Source organism: Mycobacterium sp. SMC-4 (assembly GCF_050205565.1).
Taxonomy (GTDB): domain Bacteria; phylum Actinomycetota; class Actinomycetes; order Mycobacteriales; family Mycobacteriaceae; genus Mycobacterium.
This window is the reverse complement of the sequence record NZ_JBNMQU010000007.1, coordinates 27,660-48,307: the sequence shown is the minus strand read 5'-3', so window position 1 is coordinate 48,307 and position 20,648 is coordinate 27,660. Positions and strand designations below refer to the sequence as shown.

General features: G+C 70.2%; 7 protein-coding genes. 6 read left to right on the top strand and 1 reads right to left on the bottom strand.

Annotation, left to right across the window (positions count from 1 at the left end):
• Window positions 1–5,163, top strand: a complete 5,163-nt coding sequence (locus ACQI46_RS13665; protein WP_427094782.1) for a beta-ketoacyl synthase N-terminal-like domain-containing protein — start codon at window positions 1–3, stop codon at window positions 5,161–5,163.
• A 13-nt stretch (window positions 5,164–5,176) separates the two neighbouring features.
• Here ACQI46_RS13665 and ACQI46_RS13660 read toward each other — a convergent pair whose 3' ends face one another.
• Window positions 5,177–6,826, bottom strand: coding sequence for a (2,3-dihydroxybenzoyl)adenylate synthase (locus tag ACQI46_RS13660; protein ID WP_427094555.1), 1,650 nt, complete (start codon window positions 6,824–6,826; stop codon window positions 5,177–5,179).
• Between the two features lie 110 nt (window positions 6,827–6,936).
• Between ACQI46_RS13660 and ACQI46_RS13655 the strand changes: the two genes are divergently transcribed.
• The 5 genes from ACQI46_RS13655 to ACQI46_RS13635 are packed head-to-tail and all read left to right on the top strand — an operon-like array spanning window position 6,937 to window position 20,617.
• On the top strand, window positions 6,937–10,413 hold the full coding sequence (locus tag ACQI46_RS13655) for an amino acid adenylation domain-containing protein (RefSeq protein ID WP_427094554.1): 3,477 nt from the start codon (window positions 6,937–6,939) through the stop codon (window positions 10,411–10,413).
• Window positions 10,410–11,153, top strand: coding sequence for a thioesterase II family protein (locus ACQI46_RS13650; RefSeq protein WP_427094553.1), 744 nt, complete (start codon window positions 10,410–10,412; stop codon window positions 11,151–11,153). Before ACQI46_RS13655 ends, ACQI46_RS13650 begins: the two co-directional genes overlap by 4 nt.
• On the top strand, window positions 11,143–12,450 hold the full coding sequence (locus tag ACQI46_RS13645) for a polyketide synthase (protein WP_427094552.1): 1,308 nt from the start codon (window positions 11,143–11,145) through the stop codon (window positions 12,448–12,450). Before ACQI46_RS13650 ends, ACQI46_RS13645 begins: the two co-directional genes overlap by 11 nt.
• On the top strand, window positions 12,450–15,344 hold the full coding sequence (gene mbtD, locus ACQI46_RS13640) for a mycobactin polyketide synthase MbtD (protein WP_427094551.1): 2,895 nt from the start codon (window positions 12,450–12,452) through the stop codon (window positions 15,342–15,344). Before ACQI46_RS13645 ends, mbtD begins: the two co-directional genes overlap by 1 nt.
• Window positions 15,341–20,617, top strand: coding sequence for an amino acid adenylation domain-containing protein (locus tag ACQI46_RS13635; protein WP_427094550.1), 5,277 nt, complete (start codon window positions 15,341–15,343; stop codon window positions 20,615–20,617). Before mbtD ends, ACQI46_RS13635 begins: the two co-directional genes overlap by 4 nt.
• Window positions 20,618–20,648 lie beyond the last annotated feature (31 nt).

Sequence of the window (20,648 nt, the reverse complement as noted above, 5' to 3'; positions counted from 1 at the left end):
GTGAATCCCGCGCCCGAACCGATCGCCATCGTCGGCATCGGCTGCCGTCTGGCAGGCGACATCCGCACCGTCGACCAGTTCTGGTCGTTCCTCCTCGACGGCGGCAGCGCCGTGCGCGAGGTGCCGGCCGAGCGCTGGGAGCCGTACCTGCACCGCGACCCCCGCAACGCCGCGGTGCTGCAGGAGACCACACGGTGGGGCACGTTCCTCGACGACCTGCCCGCGTTCGACGCCGACTTCTTCGGTGTCTCCCCGCGGGAAGCCGAGCTGATGGATCCGCAGCAACGGCTGGCGGTCGAGGTGTCGTGGGAAGCCTTGGAGCACGCCGGAATCGCGCCGCGGTCGCTGGCCGGGACCGACACCGCGGTGTTGATGGGCGTCAACTCCGACGACTACGGCAAGCTGCTGATGGAGGACCTCGACGGCGTCGAGGCCTGGACCGGCATCGGTACGTCGCTGTGCGGGGTGGCCAACCGCGTCTCGCATCTGCTCGATCTGCGCGGCCCCAGTGTGGCCCTCGACGCGGCGTGCGCGGCGTCGCTGGTCGCCGTGCATCAGGGCTGCCAGTTGCTGCGCGACGGTGAGTCGTCGCTGGTCCTGGCCGGCGGCGTGAGCGCGCTCATCGGCCCGGGGCTGACCCGGGTGCTCGATGTCGCGGGCGCCACCGCACCGGACGGCCGGTGCAAGACCTTCGACGACTCGGCCGACGGGTACGGGCGCGGGGAGGGCGCCGGCGTCGTCGTCCTCAAACGACTCGCCGACGCGCAGCGCGACGGGGACCGCGTCCTCGCCGTCATCCGTGGCGGCGCCGTCGCCCAGGACGGCCGCACCGTGGGCATCATGTCGCCCAACGGACAGGCTCAACAGGACCTCTTCCGACGGGCGTGCGACAGCGCCGGGGTCTCGCCCGACAGCGTCGACTACATCGAGGCGCACGGCACCGGCACCCCGACCGGCGACCCCATCGAGGTGGCGGCACTGTCGGCGGTCTACGGCGTCGGACGCGGGGACCGGCCCTGCGCGATCGGTTCGGTCAAGCCCAACACCGGACACCTCGAGGGCGGCGCCGGTGTGGTCGGCCTCATCAAGACGGCCCTGGCCCTGCACCACGAAACCCTGCCGCCGACCGCGGGCGTGCGCACCCTCAGCACCGCAATCGATTGGGCAGACAGCGGACTGCGGGTGCCGACCGAGATCGAATCCTGGGCCAGGGGAGCCGCGCCGCGCCGCGCCGCGGTGTGCAGCTACGGCTACGGCGGCACCATCGCCCACGTCCTGCTCGAAGAGGCGCCGCCCGTCGAGGCGGCGACATCGCTCGAAACCTCCGAGCCGACAGCAAGTTTCGTCCCGCTGTCGGCGCGGTCGGAGAGCCGTCTGGCCCACCAGGCGGCCGTGCTGGCCGAACACCTGCGCACCACCGACGTCGATGTCGAGCGCCTGGCCGCGACGATGTGGACCCGCCGCTCGCACGAACCGGTGCGCGCCGCGGTGGTGACCGACGGGCTGACCGAGCACCGTTGCGAAACAGTCGTCGAGGTGCTCGAGGCACTCACCCTCAACGGGCGCGACCCGCGGTTGGTGACCGGCCACGTCGTCCCGCGCGCCGACAGGGGCGCGGTGTGGGTGTTCTCCGGCCACGGTTCTCACTGGGCCGGCATGGGGCGCGAACTCCTGCTCACCGAGCCGGTGTTCGCCGAGACGATCGACACCGTCGACGACGTCTTCCGTCGCGAACTGGGTTTCAGCGCCCGCGAGGCGCTGACGGCCGAAGATCTGGGCGGCACCGATCAGGTACAGGCGCTGACCTTCGCCATGCAGGTCGGCTTGGCCGCGGTGCTGACCGCGCGCGGCGTCACCCCGGCGGCGGTGATCGGCCACTCGGTCGGCGAGGTCGCCGCGTGTGTGGTGGCCGGTGTCTTCGACCTGTCCCACGGTGCTGCGGTGGCCTGCTACCGCGCCCGCGGCTTCCGGCAGGTGGCCGGCGAAGGGGCGATGGCGCTGGTGCGGCTGCCGTTCGACGAGGCCGCCGACCGGTTGGCTGCCCATGGCGACGTGGTCGCCGCGATCAGTGCCTCGCCGCAGTCCACGGTGATCTCGGGTTCCGTCAGCGCCGTCGAGGGTCTCATCGCGCAGTGGAGCGACGAAGGCATGATGGTCCGTCGCGTCAACACCGACGTGGCCTTCCACAGTCCGGCGATGGACTCGTTGACCGACGAGTTGGCGCGGCTGGTGGCGGGCCTGCCGGCTCCGGGACCGGCGCGAATTCCGTTGTACAGCACCGCATTGGACGATCCGCGATCGACCGAACTGCGCGGTCCGCAGTACTGGGCGACCAACCTGCGCGGCCGCGTCCGATTCGCCGAGGCGGTGCAGGCCGCCGCTGAGGACGGGCACCGGTTGTTCCTGGAGGTTTCGCCGCACCCCGTGGTGGCCCATTCGGTCGCCGAGACGATGGGTCACCTCGGCCACGACCAGGGCGCGGACAGCTATGCCGTGGTGCCGGTGCTGCGGCGGGACCAACCCGAGCGCCGGGCCGTCGGCGCCGCGCTGGGCGCCCTGTACTGCCACGGCGCCCCGGTGCGGCACGGGTACACCGCCGCCGGTCCGTGGGCCCCGGGCCTGCCCGGCACGCAGTGGCAGCACCGACGGTTCTGGCGTACACCCACACCGCCCCCGGGCACCCGCGCACTGCACGACGTCGCGTCCAACACCCTGCTGGGCGGCGTGACCGAGGTGACCGGAGCAGTCCCGGCCCGGGTCTGGCAGACCCGGCTCGACCTGTCCAACCGGCCTTACCCCGGCGACCACCCGGTGCAGCAGACCGAAATCGTGCCTGCCGCAGTCCTGTTGAACACGTTCCTGACCGCGGCCGGAGCCGGCCTGAGCGACGTCCGGCTGCGGACCCCGGTCGCCCCTGCGCGCCCCCGCGACATCCAGGTGGTGCGCCAGGACGGCGCGTTGCGGCTTTCGTCCCGCCTGGTCGACGACGACAACGACGACCCGGCCGGCGGCTGGCTGACCCACAGCAGCGCGGTCGTCGCCGTCGACGGTGACGGCGCCGACTCGCTGATCGGCAGCGCCCTCGACGAGCAGGCGTGGCGCCGCTGCACCCAGACGCTGCCGGCCGAACATGTCGTCGACACGTTGGCAGGGGTCGGCGTCGCGGCGATGGGGTTCGACTGGCAGATTCTCGAGATCCGTTGTGCCGAAGGGGAGTTGCTGGTTCGGGTTTCCGCACACGCCGACGGGTCCACGCCCAGCACCTGGGCAGGCCTGCTCGACGCCGCGACGTCGGCCGCTTCGACGGTGTTCGACGGACCGCCCCGCCTGCGGATGCCCGCCCGCATCGAGGGTGTGCAGATCGGTGCGCCCCCGCCGGCGGTCGCGCTGTTGCACATCCGGCACCGGACCGGCACCACCACCGACGTGGCGATCGCCGACGAATCCGGGACGGTGCTGGCGTCGATCGCCGCGATGACCTTCGAGGAACTCGAGAACCCCAGTGGCTCGGACACCTCGCGGATGATCCACCGCCTCGCCTGGCACGAGACGACGTTCGATCCGCACCAGCGTCCCGACGAGGTCGTCCTGGTCGGTGCCGAGAGCGAAACCGCCGAACTGGCACAGGAATTCGCGCAGGTACCGGTTGCGGTGCGACGGTGCCGAACCGTCTCCGAGGTCGGTGAGGCGACAGCCGGGTCTGTGGTGCTGCTGGTTCCCTCACCGCACGACACCGCCGAGGCCACGGCAGAGCTGGCCCTGAGTGCCTGCCAGCAGATGCCGCATCTGGCGTCGGGAACCCGGCTGTGGGTGCTGACCCGTGGCGTGCACGAAGGGGACAATCTGACGCACGCACCGCTGTGGGGACTGGCGCGCGTGGCCGCCGCCGAGCATCCCGACGTGTGGGGCGGTGTCCTGGACCTGGCAACCGGTGACCCGGTGCCGGTCGCAGCGTTGGCCGCCCTGTCCGGTCACGGTGTGGTCGTGGTCCGCGACGGTCTCGCACTGACCGCACGTCTGGCCGATGCCGATCCCGGTGTGGGCGCACCGATGTCGTGCACACCAGGTGGCACCTACCTGATCACCGGCGGCACCGGAGCGCTCGGCCTGCGGATCGCCGCCCGGCTGGCCGATCTCGGTGCTCGCCGGCTGGTGCTGTTGTCCCGCAGGGGAATTCCGTCGCGCCGGCTGTGGGCAGACCATCCCGACCAGGAGCAGATCGGCGCCATCTCGGCGTTGGAGGAACGCGGCGTCAGCGTGCATGTCGCGGCTGTCGACGTGGCCGCACCCGAGGCGGGGGAGCAGCTGCGTGCCCTGCTCGAGCCGCTGCCGCCGGTCCGCGGGGTCGTGCACGCCGCGGGCGTGGAAGCCGGTGCGCTGCTGGTGAACACCACCTCCGAGGATCTACGCGCCGCGATGCGGCCGAAGGTCGACGGCGCGGTGATGCTCGACGCGCTGTTCCCGCCCGGGCAGCTCGATTGGATGATCCTGTACTCGTCGTGCGGTTATCTCGCCGGGTTCCCCGGCCAGGGCGCCTACGCCTGTGCCAACGCCTACCTCGACGCGTTCGCGCGGCACCGCACCGCCCGCGGGGACCGCACCGTCAGCGTCGCGTGGACGGCCTGGCGCGGAATGGGCATGGGTTCGGACTCGGGATACATCGCCGCACAACTCGAAGCACTGGGTATGGCCACGGTCGGGGCCGACGACGCGATGCGGGCGCTGGATGTGGCGATGCGCCGCGAGGACCCGCACACCGTCGTGCTGCCGTTGCTTCCCGAGGCGGCGGCGGTGCCGATGCTCGCCGATGTGGCTCCGGCGCGCGAGGTCGCCGAGGACGGCGGCGCCGCGGTGGGCCCCGGCGACGAGGACGTCGAGAAGTGGGTGGCCGACCAGGTCATCGACGTCGTGGCGGCCGAACTCGGCTTGAGCCACACCGACGTCGACCCGCGGGTGCCGCTGATCGAGACCGGCGTGGACTCCATCATGACGATCTCGTTGCGGCGCGCGCTGGAGAAGCGCACCGGACTGACACTCCCGCCGACCCTGCTGTGGGAGCACCCCAGCGCCGCGGCGGTCAGCGCCCGCATCGTCGAGATGCTGTCGGCGCCGCGCGCTGCGACGTCAGGTGCCGGTGAGCGCGGCCGCGTCGGGTCGGCCTGACTCCAGCGGCGTTTCACACCAGACCGGCCACCAGTTGCTTCTTGTCGACCTTGCCGACTGCGGTCATGGGCAGCGACGGCACGGCGACGAGCACGTCGGGCCGCGCGTGCGTCGACGCGCCGCGTTCGTCGAGGAAGGCGTTGAGTTCGGCCAGGGTGATCGGCTTGCCTCGGAAAACCACTGCGGCGCAGATCTTCTCACCCAGGTACTCGTCGGGCAGTGCCACCGCGGCGGCACTGTAGATCGCGGGGTGGGTGTGCAGGTGGTCCTCCAGGTCGGTGGCCGAGACCGTCTCGCCGCCGCGGTGGATCACGTCCTTGATCCGGCCGGTGACCTCGACGTAGCCGGCGCGCGGGCCGTCGGTGAAGATGCGTACCCGGTCGCCGGTGCGGTAGAAGCCGTCGGGGGAGAAGGCGCGGGCGTTGGCGTCGTCGTCGCGGTAGTACCCGTTGAGGGTGTACGGACCACGCACCAGTAGCTCGCCTTCCTCGCCGGGCGCCACGTCGTGACCGTCCTCGTCCACCACCCGCATCTCGTCGTGCGGGGACATCCGCCGGCCCTGCGTGTGCACGACGACGTCGACCGGGTCGCCGGGCCGGGTGAAGTTCAGCATCCCCTCGGCCATGCCGAAGATCTGGGACATGCCCGGGGTGAGCCGCTCCAGGATGAAGCGCGCGTCTTCGGGGCTCATCCGTGATCCGCCGACCTGCACGAAGCGCAGCGACGTCGGCAGCACCGGCTCCCAGTCGCACGCCTGGGCCCACAGTTTGGCCAGTGCGTTGACCAGCCCGGTCACGGTGATCTTGTATTTGTCGATCAGGGCGAACGCGTTCTCCGGGCTGGGGTCGGCGGTGAACACCGTCGGGGCCCCGACCGTCATCGAGCCCAGCAGGCCGGGACACGCCAGGGGGAAGTTGTGCCCGGCCGGTAGCGCGACCAGATAGGTGTCCTGGTCGGTCATCTCGCAGGTCTGCGCGCACGCGATGGCGTTGTACACGTAGTCGTTGTGGGTGCGGGCGATCAGCTTGGGCAGGCCGGTGGTGCCGCCGGACACCAGCAGCAGCGCAGGCAGCGACGGGTCGACCGGTCCGCGGTCGACCGGCGGGGCGGCGGAGTCGCGGATCGAGGACCACGCGAGGAACTGGCCGGGCTCGCCGTCGACGATCACGTGCTGCAGTGCCGGGTGCTCGGCGACCAGTGTGGCGGCCATGTCGCGGTAGTCGAACCCACCGGCCTGGTCGGCGACGATGAGCGCCACCGCCCCACTGACGTTCGCGAAGTGGCCGAGCTCGGCGGTCCGGTGTCCGGTCAGGCACATCACCGGCACCGCACCTGCGCGCAGCAGGCCGAACAGGGCAACGGCGAACTCGCACGAGTTGGGCAGTTGCAGCAGCACCCGGTCGCCGGCCCGGATGCCCAGTTGCGCCAGCCCGGCGCCGGCCCGATCGGCTGCGGCGTCCAGCTCTGCGAACGTGTACGCCCGCGTGTGGTCGATGATTGCCGGCCGCTCCGGCCACGTCGCGGCGGCGTCCGTCAGGATCGAGTCCAGCGGTCGGTCCGTCCAGTAGCCGGCCTCGCGGTACACCCGGGCTCTGTCCTCGGGGAAGGGCACGAAGCCGCGCGCCAGGTCATCGATCTGCCGGGTCGAGAATTCACTGCTCATCAGTCAAAATCGCCGCTCTGGGTAGGAGTTTTCGGTGATCCGAATATAAGGTAGCCTCCTCGAAGTTAGGACAGCCTGCACTTAATTCACAGGTGCCCCGAGGAGGATTGGTGACTTTGGCGTCGACGACTGCACAGTCCGTGCGCGACGAGGTTGCCGAATTGCTCGGCCTGGACCCCGCCGATCTCGACCCCGAGGCGGATCTGATCGCTTCGGGTCTCGATTCCATCCGGATGATGACGCTGTCCGGGCGGTGGCGCCGGCAAGGTATCGATGTCGGCTTCGCCGCGCTGGCGGCAAATCCCACCGTAGCCGCATGGACGGAGCTGCTGTCCGCCGGGAGTGCCGCGACGCCCCCCGAAAGCCCGAACGGTGCTGCGGAACCGCAAACCCACGGCGGCGACGAACCCTCAGATACCTTCCCGCTGGCGCCGATTCAGCACGCGATGTGGATCGGACGCAACGACGACCAGCAACTCGGCGGAGTCGCCGCACACCTGTACGTCGAGTTCGACGGCGTGGGCGTGGACCCCGAACGACTCCGCGACGCTGCCGCCAAGCTGGCGGCGCGGCACCCCATGCTGCGGGTGGACATCCTGCCCGACGGTACCCAGCGGATCAGCGACCGCGGACTGCCAGTGACCGTGTACGACCTGCGCGGTCTCGACGAGTCCGCCGCCCAGCAACGGCTCGAGGAGATCCGGGACGAGAAGTCGCACCAGATGATGCACGGCGAGATGGTGCAGTTCTCGCTGTCGCTGCTGGCCGACGGCCGGACCCGGCTGCACGTCGACATGGACATGCAGGCCGCCGACGCGGTGAGCTACCGCAACTTCATGGCCGATCTGGCCGAATTCTACGGCGGCGGAAGCCTTCCCGAGCTCGGCTACACCTACCGGGAATACCGGGCGGCGCTCACCTCGACGGTCACCGAATCCGAAGAAGACCGCCACTGGTGGGAGCAGCGGATCCCGGAGCTGCCCGAGGGTCCCGCGCTGCCCCTGGTGCCGAGGTCCGAGCAGGCCGACCCGAAACGGTCGCGGCGACGCTGGCACATCTTCGACGTCGCCACCCGGGACGCGCTGTTCGCCGCGGCGCAGCGGCGGGGCATCACACCGGCCATGGCGGTTGCGGCGTCCTACGCCGGGACACTGGCCCGGTGGTCGACGAACCGGCGCTTCCTGTTGAACCTGCCGATGTTCGGGCGCGAGCAGTTCCATCCCGACGTCGACAAGCTGGTCGGTGATTTCACCTCGTCGCTGATGCTCGACGTCGATCTCACCGGCGCCGACACCCCGATCGCGCGTTGTCGGGTGTTGCAGGAGACGCTGCACACCACCGCCCGGCACTCCAGCTACTCGGGGCTGTCGGTTCTGCGCGACCTGACCCGTCACCACGGCACACCCGTGCTGGCGCCCATCGTGTACACCAGTGCTCTCGGTCTGGGCGATCTGTTCGCCGGCAAGGTCACCGAACATTTCGGCAGGCCGGTGTGGACCATCTCCCAGGGACCGCAGGTGCTGCTCGACGCTCAGGCCACGCCGGTGGCCGAGGGCCTGATGATCAACTGGGACACCCGCGAAGACGCGTTCCGTCCCGGTGTCGCCGACGCCATGTTCGCCCACCACCTCGCCGAGTTGGAACGTCTGGCGACCGACGACTCCGCTTGGGACGCCGTGGATGTACCCGCGGTGACCCCGGAACAGAAAGCCGCGCGCGACCGCGTCAACACGGTGACCGCGGCACGCAGCGGGGACGCGTTGCACGACGGCTTCTTCCGTCAGGCCGAGGCCCGTCCCGACGCGCCGGCGGTGTGGAGCCGCGACGGAAACCTGACCTACGCGGAGTTGCGCGAACAGGTGCTGGCGGTCGCGTCGGCGCTGCACGTCGCCGGCATCCGTCGCGGTGAGACCGTGGCCGTGATGGGGCCGAAGAACTACGAGCAGGTGATCGCGCTGCTGGCCATCTCGGCGTTCGGTGCGGTCTACGCGCCGGTCGGTGTGGATCATCCGGCCGACCGGGCGGCCCGCATGCTCGCCAACGCGGGTGCCCGCATGGCGCTGGTCTGCGGCGACCAGCCGCCCACCACGCTGCCTGCCCTGACGGTCGCCGAAGCGCTTCGGGTGGGTCGCCGGGAAACCGGGCTGACCCTGCCCGCCGTGGATCCGACCGACGTCGCCTACATCCTGTTCACCTCGGGTTCCACCGGCGAGCCCAAGGGCGTCGAGGTGACGCACGAGGCGTCGATGAACACCGTCGAGTTCATCAACGGCCACTTCGACATCGGTACCGATGATCGCTGCCTGGCGCTGTCCACGCTGGAATGCGACCTGTCCGTCTTGGACGTCTTCGGGATGCTGCGGGCCGGTGCGTCCATCGTCGTGGTCGACGAGGAACAGCGGCGCGAACCCGAGGCCTGGGCCCGCCTGATCGAGCAGCACGCCGTCACCGTGCTGCACTTCATGCCGGGCTGGCTGGAGATGCTCGCCGCGGTCGACGGCGACCTGTCCGCGGTCCGCGTGGTACCGACGGGCGGCGACTGGGTGCGCCCGGCACTGGTTCGCGCGCTGCGCGAGCGGGCCCCGCGCATGCGGTTCGCCGGTCTCGGCGGCGCCACCGAGACGGCCACCCACAACACCATCTGCGAAGTCGTCGGCGACATCCCGGCCGACTGGACGTCGGTTCCGCTGGGAGTTCCGCTGCCCAACAACGTCTGTCGGGTCGTCGGTCCCGACGGCCTGGACTGCCCGGACTGGGTTCCGGGGGAATTCTGGGTGGGCGGCCGAGGCGTCGCGCGCGGCTACTGCGCGCGACCTGATCTGACCGCCGAGAAGTTCGTGACACACGAGGGCAAGCGGTGGTACCGCACCGGCGACCTGGTGCGGTACCGGCCGGGCGGTGTCATCGAATTCGTCGGCCGGGTCGACCATCGGGTCAAGATCAGCGGGTACCGCGTCGAGCTCGGCGAGGTCGAGGCAGCGCTGCGGCGCACGGCGGGCGTCGAAGCGGCTGTCGCCGCGATGGTTTCGCCGGACGGTGGACGCGAAGTGCTCGCCGCACTCGTCGAACCGGCCCCGGGTCAGACCGTCGATCCCGCCACAGTCGCCGCGCGGATGGCCGATCTTGTTGCGCCGCACATGATTCCGAAGATCATCCGCATTGCCGAGCGCATCCCGTTCACCGTGGGCGGCAAGATCGACCGGGCCGCGGTGGCCAGAGCGCTCGCCGAGAGCCACGCACCGGAAAGTGCGGGACATCGGGCGCCGGGAACGTCGCTCGAATCGGCGCTGGCGTCCATCCTCGGCGCGCTGCTGGGCCGGACCGGCATCGGTGTCGACGACGACTTCTTCGCCAGCGGAGGCGATTCTGTGTTGGCCACGCAGGCTGTATCGCAGATCCGGACCTGGCTGGACACCTCGTCGATCGCGGTCGCCGACATCTTCGCGACCCGTACCGTCGCGGCTCTGGCGGCCCGCCTGTCCGCGCGCGACGGCCGGCTGGAGAAGGTGGCCGAGATGTACCTGGAGGTAGCGCAGATGGATGCCACAGAGGTGGCCTCGACCCTGGAAACCGTTGCTGCGCAATGAGAAGCGACGTGACTCTGAAGCCCTGGATCAAACGATTCCCCGCCACGAACCCGACAGCACCCGGCGGCATCCTGCTGTTTCCGCATGCCGGTGGCGCCGCCGCGACCTACCGTGGCCTGGCCACGGCGTTCTCCCGCAGCGGGATCGACGCCTACGTGATGCAGTACCCGCGCCGTGCCGAGCGGCTGGCTCACCCGGCAGCCGAGACCGTCGAGGAACTTGCCCGGGATCTGTTCGAGGCCGGCGACTGGGCCGGCATCGGGCCGCTGCAGTTGTTCGGCCACTGCCTGGGCGCCGTGGTGGCTTTCGAGTTCGCCCGGATCGCCGAGAGCCGCGGCGTGGATGTCCGTCGGCTGTGGGTGTCAGCCAGCGAGGCCCCGTCGGCGGTCGCAGCGTCGCCGCGGCTGCCGACCACTGACCGCGAAGTGCTCGCACACATGGTCGAACTGGGCGGCACCGACGCCCGGCTGCTCGCCGACGAGGATTTCGTCGAGCTCCTTCTGATGGCTGTGCTCGCCGATTACGAAGCCTTCAACCGTTATTCGTGTCCCCCGGATGTCCGCATCGCGGCGGACATCCGGACTCTCGGTGGCCACACCGACCACCGCATCGCCCCGGACATGCTGCTGAAATGGCGGGATCACACCGACGGCGAGTTCTCCTGCGACCTGTTCGACGGCGGACATTTCTACATCACCGAGCAGGCCGCTGCGGTGGCGGAGCTGGTTCATGGCGGGTGACGACGATCCGGTGGTCATCGCCGGGATGGCGCTCGAGGCGCCCGGGGGCATAGATACCCCCGAGGCCTACTGGGCCGTGCTGAGCGAGGAACGCGAAGTGCTCGGCCCGTTTCCCAGCGACCGCGGCTGGTCGGTGCGCGACCTGCTCGAGGGCTCACGCCGCGAAGGTTTCAAACGCATCCACGACATGGGTGGATTCCTCGCCGGCGCAGCGACGTTCGACCCGGAGTTCTTCGGCATCTCACCGCGTGAAGCCGTCGCGATCGATCCGCAGCAGCGGGTGGCGCTGCGGGTGGCGTGGCGCGCCCTGGAAAACGCAGGCATCAACCCCGACAGCCTCGCCGGCGACGAGGTCGGCTGCTTCGTCGGCGCCTCCTACCTCGGCTACGGCGGCGACCTGGCCGAATTTTCGGCCTACAGCGGCCATCTGCTCACCGGCACCACGCTCGGCGCCATCTCCGGTCGGATCGCCTACGTGCTCGGGCTGGCGGGACCGGCGCTGACGATCGACGCGTCGTGCACGGGCGGATTGGCGGCTCTGCACGTCGCGGCTTCGGCGGTGCGGGCCGGGGACTGCGACATCGCGTTGACCGGCGGGGTGTGCGTGCTCGGCTCGCCCGGATACTTCGTCGAGTTCTCCAAGCAGCACGCGCTGTCCGACGACGGCCACTGCCGGCCCTACAGTGCCCACGCCAGCGGCACCGTATGGGCAGAGGGTGCGGCGATGTTCGTGCTGATGCGCCGGTCGGTGGCCGATAGCAACGGCTATCCGGTGCTGGCCGAGGTGTTGGCCAGCGGCGTGAACTCCGATGGCCGCACCAAAGGCATGACCGCGCCGAGCGGACAGGCGCAGGCGCGCCTGTTCCGTCGCGTCCTGGACATGTCCGGTCTGGCGCCCGACGGCATCGGCATGATCGAAGGGCACGGCACCGGCACCCGACTCGGTGACCGCACCGAGTTGCAGTCGCTGGCCGAGACCTACGGCGCGACCCAGCCCGGCTGTGGTGCGGTGCTCGGGTCGGTCAAGTCGAACATCGGACACGCGCAGTCGGCGGCCGGCCCGCTCGGCCTGGCCAAGATCCTGGTCGCTGCCGAACACGCCTCGATCCCGAAGAGTCTGCACACCGACGAACCGAGCCACGAAATCGATTGGGAATCACAAGGACTGCGGCTGGCGACCAAACTGACGCAGTGGCCGGCAGTGGACGGACGGCGGGTGGCCGCGGTGTCGGCGTTCGGGATGAGCGGCGCGAACGCGCATGCGATCGTGGCGGTCCCGGCCGCCGGGGAGCCGTGATGGTCGGGTTGCCCGATGGTCGCATCCCCGTGCTGCTGAGCAGCCACGCGCAGGAGCTGATCGCCGCCGACGCACGCCGCATTCTGGATTTCCTCGACCGGGAGCCCTCGGTCGCTGCCGTCGCGGCGACGTTGCTGCGACTGCGCCGACGCCAGCGCCACCGCGCGGTGGTGCGGGCCGCCGACCTTTCCGAGCTCGCCGACGGACTGCGCGCTCTCGCAGACGGCGACGACCACCCGCTGGTTGCCCGATCGTCGGAGTCCGACGCGCACCGGCGCGCGTTCGTGTTCCCGGGACAGGGCAACCAGTGGCCGGGGATGGGCGCCGAGGCATACCGCGCCTTGGACGTCTACCGCGCCGAGGCGGACGCGTGTGCGGCGGCCTTCCTGGGGGTCGGCGCCCCGTCACCGCTGTCGTATCTGACGGCGCCGCCCGATGACCGGCAGTGGTCTCAGGTCGAAGCGCAGGCAGCGCAGTTCACCCACGCGACCGCACTGGCCGCGGTGTGGCGGCGCAGCGGCATCGTCGCCGACCTGACCGTCGGGCACAGCCTCGGCGAGGTGGCGGCCGCCTACGTCGCAGGGGCGGTCACGTTGACCGACGCCGCGGCCGTCGTCGTGGCGCGGGCAACCGTCCTGCAAGAGTTGTCCCAGGGCTACGGCATGGTGGTGCTGGGAGTCGGACCCGACCAGGCGCAGCAGCTGATCGCCTCCATCCCGGGCTGGCTGGAGCTGGCCGTCGTCAACGCCGAGTCGTCGGTGGCGGTCTCCGGCGAGCACGAGGCCGTCGCGGCGCTGATGGCCGAGGCCAACGCGCGCGGTGTCTTCGCCCGCACGGTCACCATGGCATTTCCCGCACACACCAGCCTGCTCGACGGGCTCCGCGACCAGTTGGTCGAGCTGCTTCCGACGTCGGAGTTCCGGCAGACCGACATCCCGTTCATCGGTTCGGCGACCGGGACGGTCGTGCCACCGGAAACCGACTTCGCCGACTACTGGTTTGCCAACCTGCGCAACACCGTTCGCTTCGACCGCGCCGCCGCGTCGGCGGTGCAGCACGGCGCGAACCTGTTCGTCGAGATGTCGGCGCATCCGGCACTGTTGTTCGCGCTGGGACAGAGCGCCGGCGACGCCGTGACCGTCGGGTCGGGGCGGCGCGACGAGTCGATCGTCGAGACGCTGGCCGCCGGCGTCACCGCCGTCGCGGCCGGCGACCCTGCGTTCTGTTGGACCGACACCGTCGACGCGACCGCGCCGGCGCTGCGCGGCTTCCCCAACGCCCCGATGCGCGACGTGCACCTGTGGGCGCTGCCCTCGCCGCTGCCCGCGCCTCCGCTGCTGACGGTGGCCGAGCACCGCTGGCAGCCCCACCAGCCGGCGGCGGCGGGACTGGCCCTGCGGCGCACCGGCGTTCTCGATCTCGCCGGACCCACCAGCGGACTGGGCGAGCGACTCCGCGAGGCTGTGCAGCGTCATCCGGGTATGCAGTCCGCGCCGGCCGACGACGCGGACCTGGTGCTGGTCGTCGCCCCGGCGCTCGACACCCGAGATCCGCGACAGGCCGTGGCAGAGCTGACCGAGTTGATCGGAGCCGGCCTGCTGAACTACGCGGACACCGTCGGTCCCGAGTGCCGCGACGTGTGGTTGGTGACGACTGCTGCGGAGCAGGTGGACGGCGACCCGGACCCGATGCTGCCCGCCCAAGCGGCGTTGGCGGCGATGCACCGCAGCATCGGATTCGAATACCCCGACCGGGCCTTCCGTCACCTCGACCTGCCCTCGCCGTCCCTCGATGACGCGATGGCCGCGGCCGCGTTCGACGCGGTGCTCGGTGGCGGCGACCACCTGTCGCTGCGCGAATCCGGCGGGATGCCAACGCTGTTCGCCCGCACTGAGCACGAGGCGGTGACCACCGCCGAATCGTGGGTCACCGATCCCGGTGTCCTGGACAACGTGGTGATCACCGGTGGCAACGGGACGGTCGGTCAGCACTACGCCCGCCATCTCGCCGAGCGGGGCGCGCACCGGATCCTCCTGCTCAGTCGCAGCGGTGAACTCCCGGACGCACTGGCCGGGTTTCCCGTGCAGGCGGTCCGCTGTGACCTCACCGATCCCGAACAGATCGCCGCAGCCGCGGCAGAGTTCGCCGATGATGGTGCGTCCCTGGTCATCCACTCCGCGGCGGTGGCACGGTTTGCCGACCACCACGAGCTCACCGACCGGGACTTCGCCGACACCGCCGCGGCCAAGATCGACGGCTTGGCCCGATTCGCGTCGCACTGGCCGCTGCGTCGCGACGTGCGCATGGTGTTGTGCAGCTCGCTGTCCGGACTGTGGGGCGGGCGGGGACACGCCGCGTACGCAGGCGTCAACCGCATTCTGGACGCGATGGCCGCACAGCTGCGCGCCGATGGGACCCGCTGTGTGGCAGTACGGTTCGGTCTGTTCGGTACCGGCGTGGTCGATCGGGACGCGGTCGCGCAGATCGGTCGCTCGGGCCTGGTACCGCTGAACGCCGACGACGCAATCGACGCGAGCCTGCGTGATCATCCGGGTGACCCGCTGATCTACAGCGCCGACCGCGAACGCCTGAAGGTGTTCTCCGAGGCACCGGCCGCGGACTCCCCACAACCGCAGGCCCACACAACCGACATCACCACCCTGGTGGTCACCGAGTTGACGTCGGTGTTGGGTGTCGACGCCGGCGCCGTCGACCTCACCGCTTCACTGCTCGACATGGGCGTGGATTCGCTTCTGGCCCTCGACCTTCGGAAACGAATACGCCGAGCGACCGGCAAGTCCGTGCCCCTGGCCAAGATGCTCGGCGGGATGACCGGCACCGAACTGATCGCCGGACTGGACGATCAACCCCTACGAAATGAGATTTCCGCGTGACTGACACTGACCTCGATGCCCGGCGGCTGGAACTGCTCCGTCGTCGTCTGGCCGGACAGGGACTGCGCGAGGACGGAACCGCCGAGCAGGTTCGTCCCGACGGGGCGCTCTCCGACGGACAGCAACGGATGTGGTTCGTGCACTCCGTCGACCCGAGCGGTGTGCTGCTCAACGTGTGCCTGTCCTACCGCATCACCGGCGAGGTGGATCTCGGTCGGCTGCACGAGGCGGTGGACGCGGTGGCGCGGCGCCATCCGGTGTTGCGCACCACCTTCGCCACCGGCAGCGACGGTGAGCCGCGGCAGACCGTGCACGACAACCTGCGGCCCGGCTGGTCGGTGGCCGACATCTCCGAGCTCTCCGACCACGCACGGAGGCTCCGCCTGGAGGTGCTGGCGCAGCGCGAGTTCGGACGTCCGTTCGACCTGGCCTTCGAGTCGCCGCTGCGGATCACTGTGGCACGCACCGCACCTGACGAGTACGTCATGCTGCTCGTGGTCCACCACATCGCGTGGGACGACGGCTGCTGGCGCGTCTTCTTCGCCGACCTGACCCGCGCCTACGTCGGCCTCGAGCTGGGGTCGACGCCCGCGCCGGTCCCCGAACCGCAAACGGTCGACGAGGATCTCGAGTTCTGGCGCGCGGCCATGGCCGATCTGCCTGAGCCCCTGGAACTTCCGGGCCCCAACGGCTCGGCGGTGCCGGTGACCTTCCGGTCGCAGCGCACCAGCGTGGCCCTGTCGGCTGACACCGTCGAGCGCGTCCGGTCGGTCGCGCGCGCCGCCGGAGCCACGCCGTACATGGTGATGCTGGCCGCCTTCGGTGCGCTCCTGCACCGGTACACCCACGCAGACGACATTCTGGTCGCCAGCCCGGTGCTGCTGCGCGGCCCGGGCAACGACGAGGTGATCGGGTACCACGGCAACACAGCCGTGATGCGACTGCGGCCGCACGCGATGCAGACCTTCGCCGAACTGCTAGCTCAGACAAGGGATTTCGCGCTCGACGCGTTCGCCCACCAGCAGGTCAACCTGGACCGGGTGGTCCGCGAACTCGATCTGGACCGCCGGCACGGCACCGAGCGGATGACCCGGGTCAGCTTCGGTTTCCGGGAACCCGACGGCGGCGGGTTCTGCCCGCCGGGAGTGACGTGCCGTCGCGCCGAACTCCGTGGCCACTTCACCCAGCTGCCCCTGGAGATGATGGTGGAGCTCGGCGAGTCGGGCGCGGTGCTGGAGGCCGAGTACCTGGTGGAGGTGCTGGAGGACAGCCTCGCCGACCAGATGCTGCGCCATTTCGCCGTGGTGCTCGACGCGGCCACCGCACAACCGGATACACCGCTGGCGCGGTTGAACCTGATGCGCGACGACGACGCCGAGTGGCTGCGCCGGATGTCATACGGCGAACACTTCGACGTGCCCGCAGCCACGATCGGCGAACAGATCGAAGCACGCGTCGCACAGATGCCCGACGCGATCGCCGTGGTCTACGAGGGCCGCCGGTACACCTACCGAGAGATCAACGAGACCGCCAACCGAGTGGCGCACTGGCTGATCGAACAGGGCATCGGCGCCGAGGATCGGGTCGCGGTACTGATGGACCGTTCACCCGAACTGCTGATCACCGCGCTGGGAATCCTCAAGGCCGGCGGCGTCTACCTCCCGGTGGATCCCAGTTATCCGGAGGACCGGCTGTCCTTCGTGCTGAGCGACTCCGAGCCGGCGCTCGTGCTCACCGAACCCGTCGCGGGACTGGACGACTACCGCTGCGACAACCCGACCGACGACGTCCGGGTGCGACCGCTGCGTCCCGAGAACGCTGCGTACCTGATCTACACATCGGGTTCGACCGGTCTGCCCAAGGGTGTGCCCGTGCCGCACTGGCCCGTGACGCAGTACTTCACGTGGTTCAAAGACGAGTACGACATCAGCGAAGCCGACCGCCTGCTCCAGGTCGCCTCACCGAGCTTCGACGTCTCGATCGGTGAGATCTTCGGCACGCTGTCCTGCGGTGGGCGTCTGGTGATTCCGCGCCCCGATGGGCTCACCGACATCGGCTACCTGACCGATCTGCTGCAGCGGGAGGGCATCACGGCGATGCACTTCGTGCCCTCGCTGCTGGGGCTGTTCCTGTCGTTGCCCGGTGTGAACCACTGGCGCACGCTGGAGCGGGTACCGATCGGCGGCGAAGCACTGCCCGGCGAACTCGCCGACAAGTTCCACGCCACCTTCGACGCGCTGCTGCACAACTTCTACGGCCCGACCGAGACGATCATCAACACCACCCGGTACAAGGTCGAAGGCACCCAGGGTGCGCGGATCGTGCCGATCGGCAAGCCGAAGATCAACACCTCGGTCCACCTCCTCGACGATGCGCTGCAACCGGTCCCGGTCGGCGCGATCGGCGAGATCTACATCGGCGGCGACCATGTGGCCCGCGGCTACCACCGCAGGCCGGCACTGACCGCGGAGCGGTTCATCGCCGACCCGTTCAACCCCGGCGGTCGGCTCTACCGTTCCGGTGACCTCGCCCGCCGCAACGCCGACGGCGACCTCGAGTTCGTCGGCCGGGCCGATGAGCAGGTCAAGATTCGCGGCTTCCGCATCGAGCTCGGTGAAGTGGCGGCCGCCATCAGCGTCGACCCGTCCGTCGGCCAGGCTGTGGTGCTCGGCCAGGATCTACCCGGCCTGGGCAAGAGCCTGGTCGGCTACCTGACACCGGCTGCCGGCGAAGAGATCGACATCGCCCGCGTCCGTGCGCGGGTGGCCGCTGCGCTGCCGGAGTACATGGTGCCCACGGCGTACGTGGTTCTCGACGAGATCCCGATCACCGCCCACGGCAAGATCGACCGGGCCGCGCTGCCGCTGCCCGAGATCAGCACGACCACGGAGTACCGGCAACCCGAAACCGACACCGAACGGCAACTGGCGCAACTGTTCTCCGAACTCCTGGGCCGCGAACAGGTCGGCGCCGACGACTCCTTCTTCGATCTGGGCGGGCACTCGCTGCTGGCCACCAAGCTCGTCACCGCGGTGCGCGAACGGTGCGGCGTCGACATCGAGATCCGGGAGATCTTCGAACTGGGCACCGTTGCTGCGCTCGCCGCACGCGTCGATGCCCTGGCCTCCGGGGAATCCCAGCCGCTACGTCCGCGCCTGACCGCGGTCCCACATGACGGGCCGGCGCCGATGTCGGCGTCGCAGTTGCGGCAGTGGTTCCAGTACCGCATCGAGGGTCCGGGGCCGGTCAACAACGTGCCGTTCGCGGCCCGCTTCACCGGACCGTGCGACGTCGAGGCCATGGTGGCGGCCGTGCGCGACGTGGTCAACAGGCACGAGAGCCTACGGACCACATACACCGAAATCGACGGTGCGCCTTACCAACTGGTGAACCCCGAGAATCCGGAGTTCCCGGTGCGGCGCAGCGACGGTGCCGACGACGCGTGGTTGACCGCGGAACTCGACGCAGAACGCCTGCACGAGTTCGACCTGGAGAACGAGTGGCCGGTCCGGGCCGCCGTGCTGTCGATCCCCGGCGAACACGCGCTGTCGATCGTGATCCACCACATCGCTGCCGATCACTGGTCGGCGGGAGTGCTGTTCACCGAACTGCTCACCGCCTACCGCGCCCGCTGTGCCGGTGAGGCGCCGACGTGGGCGCCGCTGCCCGTGCAGTACGCCGACTATGCGGCGTGGCAGGCGTCCTTGCTGGCCGACGAGTCCGGGATCATCGCGACCCAGCGCGAATACTGGACCCAGCATCTGCAGGGCCTGTCCGCCGAGACCGGACTCCAACCCGACTTCGCGCGCCCGCCGGTACCCAGCGGAGCCGCCGACGCCGTCGAATTCACCATCGACGCGGGCGTCCGGGAGAAGCTGGTGGCGTTGAGCCGCGAGCTCGGTGCGACCGAGTTCATGCTGTTGCAGGCTGCCGTCGCGGTGACCCTCTACAAGGCCGGTGAAGGCGCCGACATCCCGCTCGGCACGCCGGTCGCGGGACGCACCGAGTCCGAGCTCGATCAGCTGATCGGCTTCTTCATCAACATCCTGGTGCTGCGCAACGACCTGCGGGCCAACCCGACGTTGCGTGAAGTGGCGCGCCGCTCGCGCGAGATGGCACTGGCCGCATACGCCCACCAGGATCTGCCGTTCGATCAGGTGGTCGACGCGGTCAGCCCGGTGCGGTCGCTGTCTCGCAACCCACTGTTCGGGGTGGTCGTGCACGTGCGGGAACAACTCCCCGAGGCCAGAGTGATCGGCAGCGGACCCGACGGCGACACCACGTTCACTGCGCTGGAGCCGACGTTCGACATGGCTCATGCCGATCTGTCGGTCAACTTCTTCGCCGGCGAGGCCGGCTACCGCGGACACGTGATCTACCGCACCGAGCTCTACACCCGCGCCACCGCCGAGCGGTTCGCCGGTTGGCTGACCCGCGTGATCACCGCGTTCGCGGAGGACCCGGACCGGGCGATCGACGATGTCGAGATCGGGCCGGCCGTGCAGCCCGAACCGGGTGCCGAGGCCGTGCTGCTCGACGAGGCGGGACGACCGGTGCCCGTCGGTGTGGTCGCCGACGTCCATTACACCGGTGCGGCGGCCGGTCGCCGCGGTGACCGCGCGCGCTGGACCGACGACGGCCGGCTGCATTACGTGGTGCGCGTCGACCACGAACTCGAGGAAGCGCTGGCCGACGTGGCCGGTGTCGCCGCCGCGGCGGTCCGCAACTGGGACACCGGAGCGCGCACCCATGTGGCCGGGTACGTCGTCCCCGATCACCCGGTCGAGGATCCGGCGGCCTTCGCCGACACGGTACGCGCGGCGCTGCCGCCGGAGATCGCGCCGTCGTCGATCACGGTGCTCGACGCGCTGCCCGCCAACCGGCGGGACCTGCCGGCGCCACGGGCCGCCGGACCGAGCGAGCCGGCCCGCACCGACACCGAGAAGGCCCTGGTGGCGATGCTCGCCGAGGTGCTCGTCGAGGTACACGACGGTGCCGAGATCGGGCGCTACGACGACTTCTTCGAACTCGGCGGCGACAGCATCCTCGCGGTGCAGCTGGCCGCCCGCGCGAAACAGGCGGGGCTGCGGGTGACCGGGCGCATGGTGTTCGAGCATCCGGTCGTGCACGATCTGGCCGCAGCCGTCGACGCCGCCGGCGCCGCCCCCGAGGCCGACGATGTCCGGCATGCACCGATGGCCGCCTCCGGGCTGTCCCCGGAGGAGCTGGCGATGGTGGCCACCTCATGGGCGGAACGGAACGAATCCCCGTGACAGCAGCCAAAACCGGAGGACCCGCCAACGC

Coding starts and splice junctions, on each gene's coding strand:
- ACQI46_RS13660 (WP_427094555.1), bottom strand. CDS start 6,826: ATGAGCAGTGAATTCTCGACCCGGCAGATCGATGACCTGGCGCGCGGC.
- ACQI46_RS13650 (WP_427094553.1), top strand. CDS start 10,410: ATGAGAAGCGACGTGACTCTGAAGCCCTGGATCAAACGATTCCCCGCC.
- ACQI46_RS13645 (WP_427094552.1), top strand. CDS start 11,143: ATGGCGGGTGACGACGATCCGGTGGTCATCGCCGGGATGGCGCTCGAG.
- mbtD (WP_427094551.1), top strand. CDS start 12,450: ATGGTCGGGTTGCCCGATGGTCGCATCCCCGTGCTGCTGAGCAGCCAC.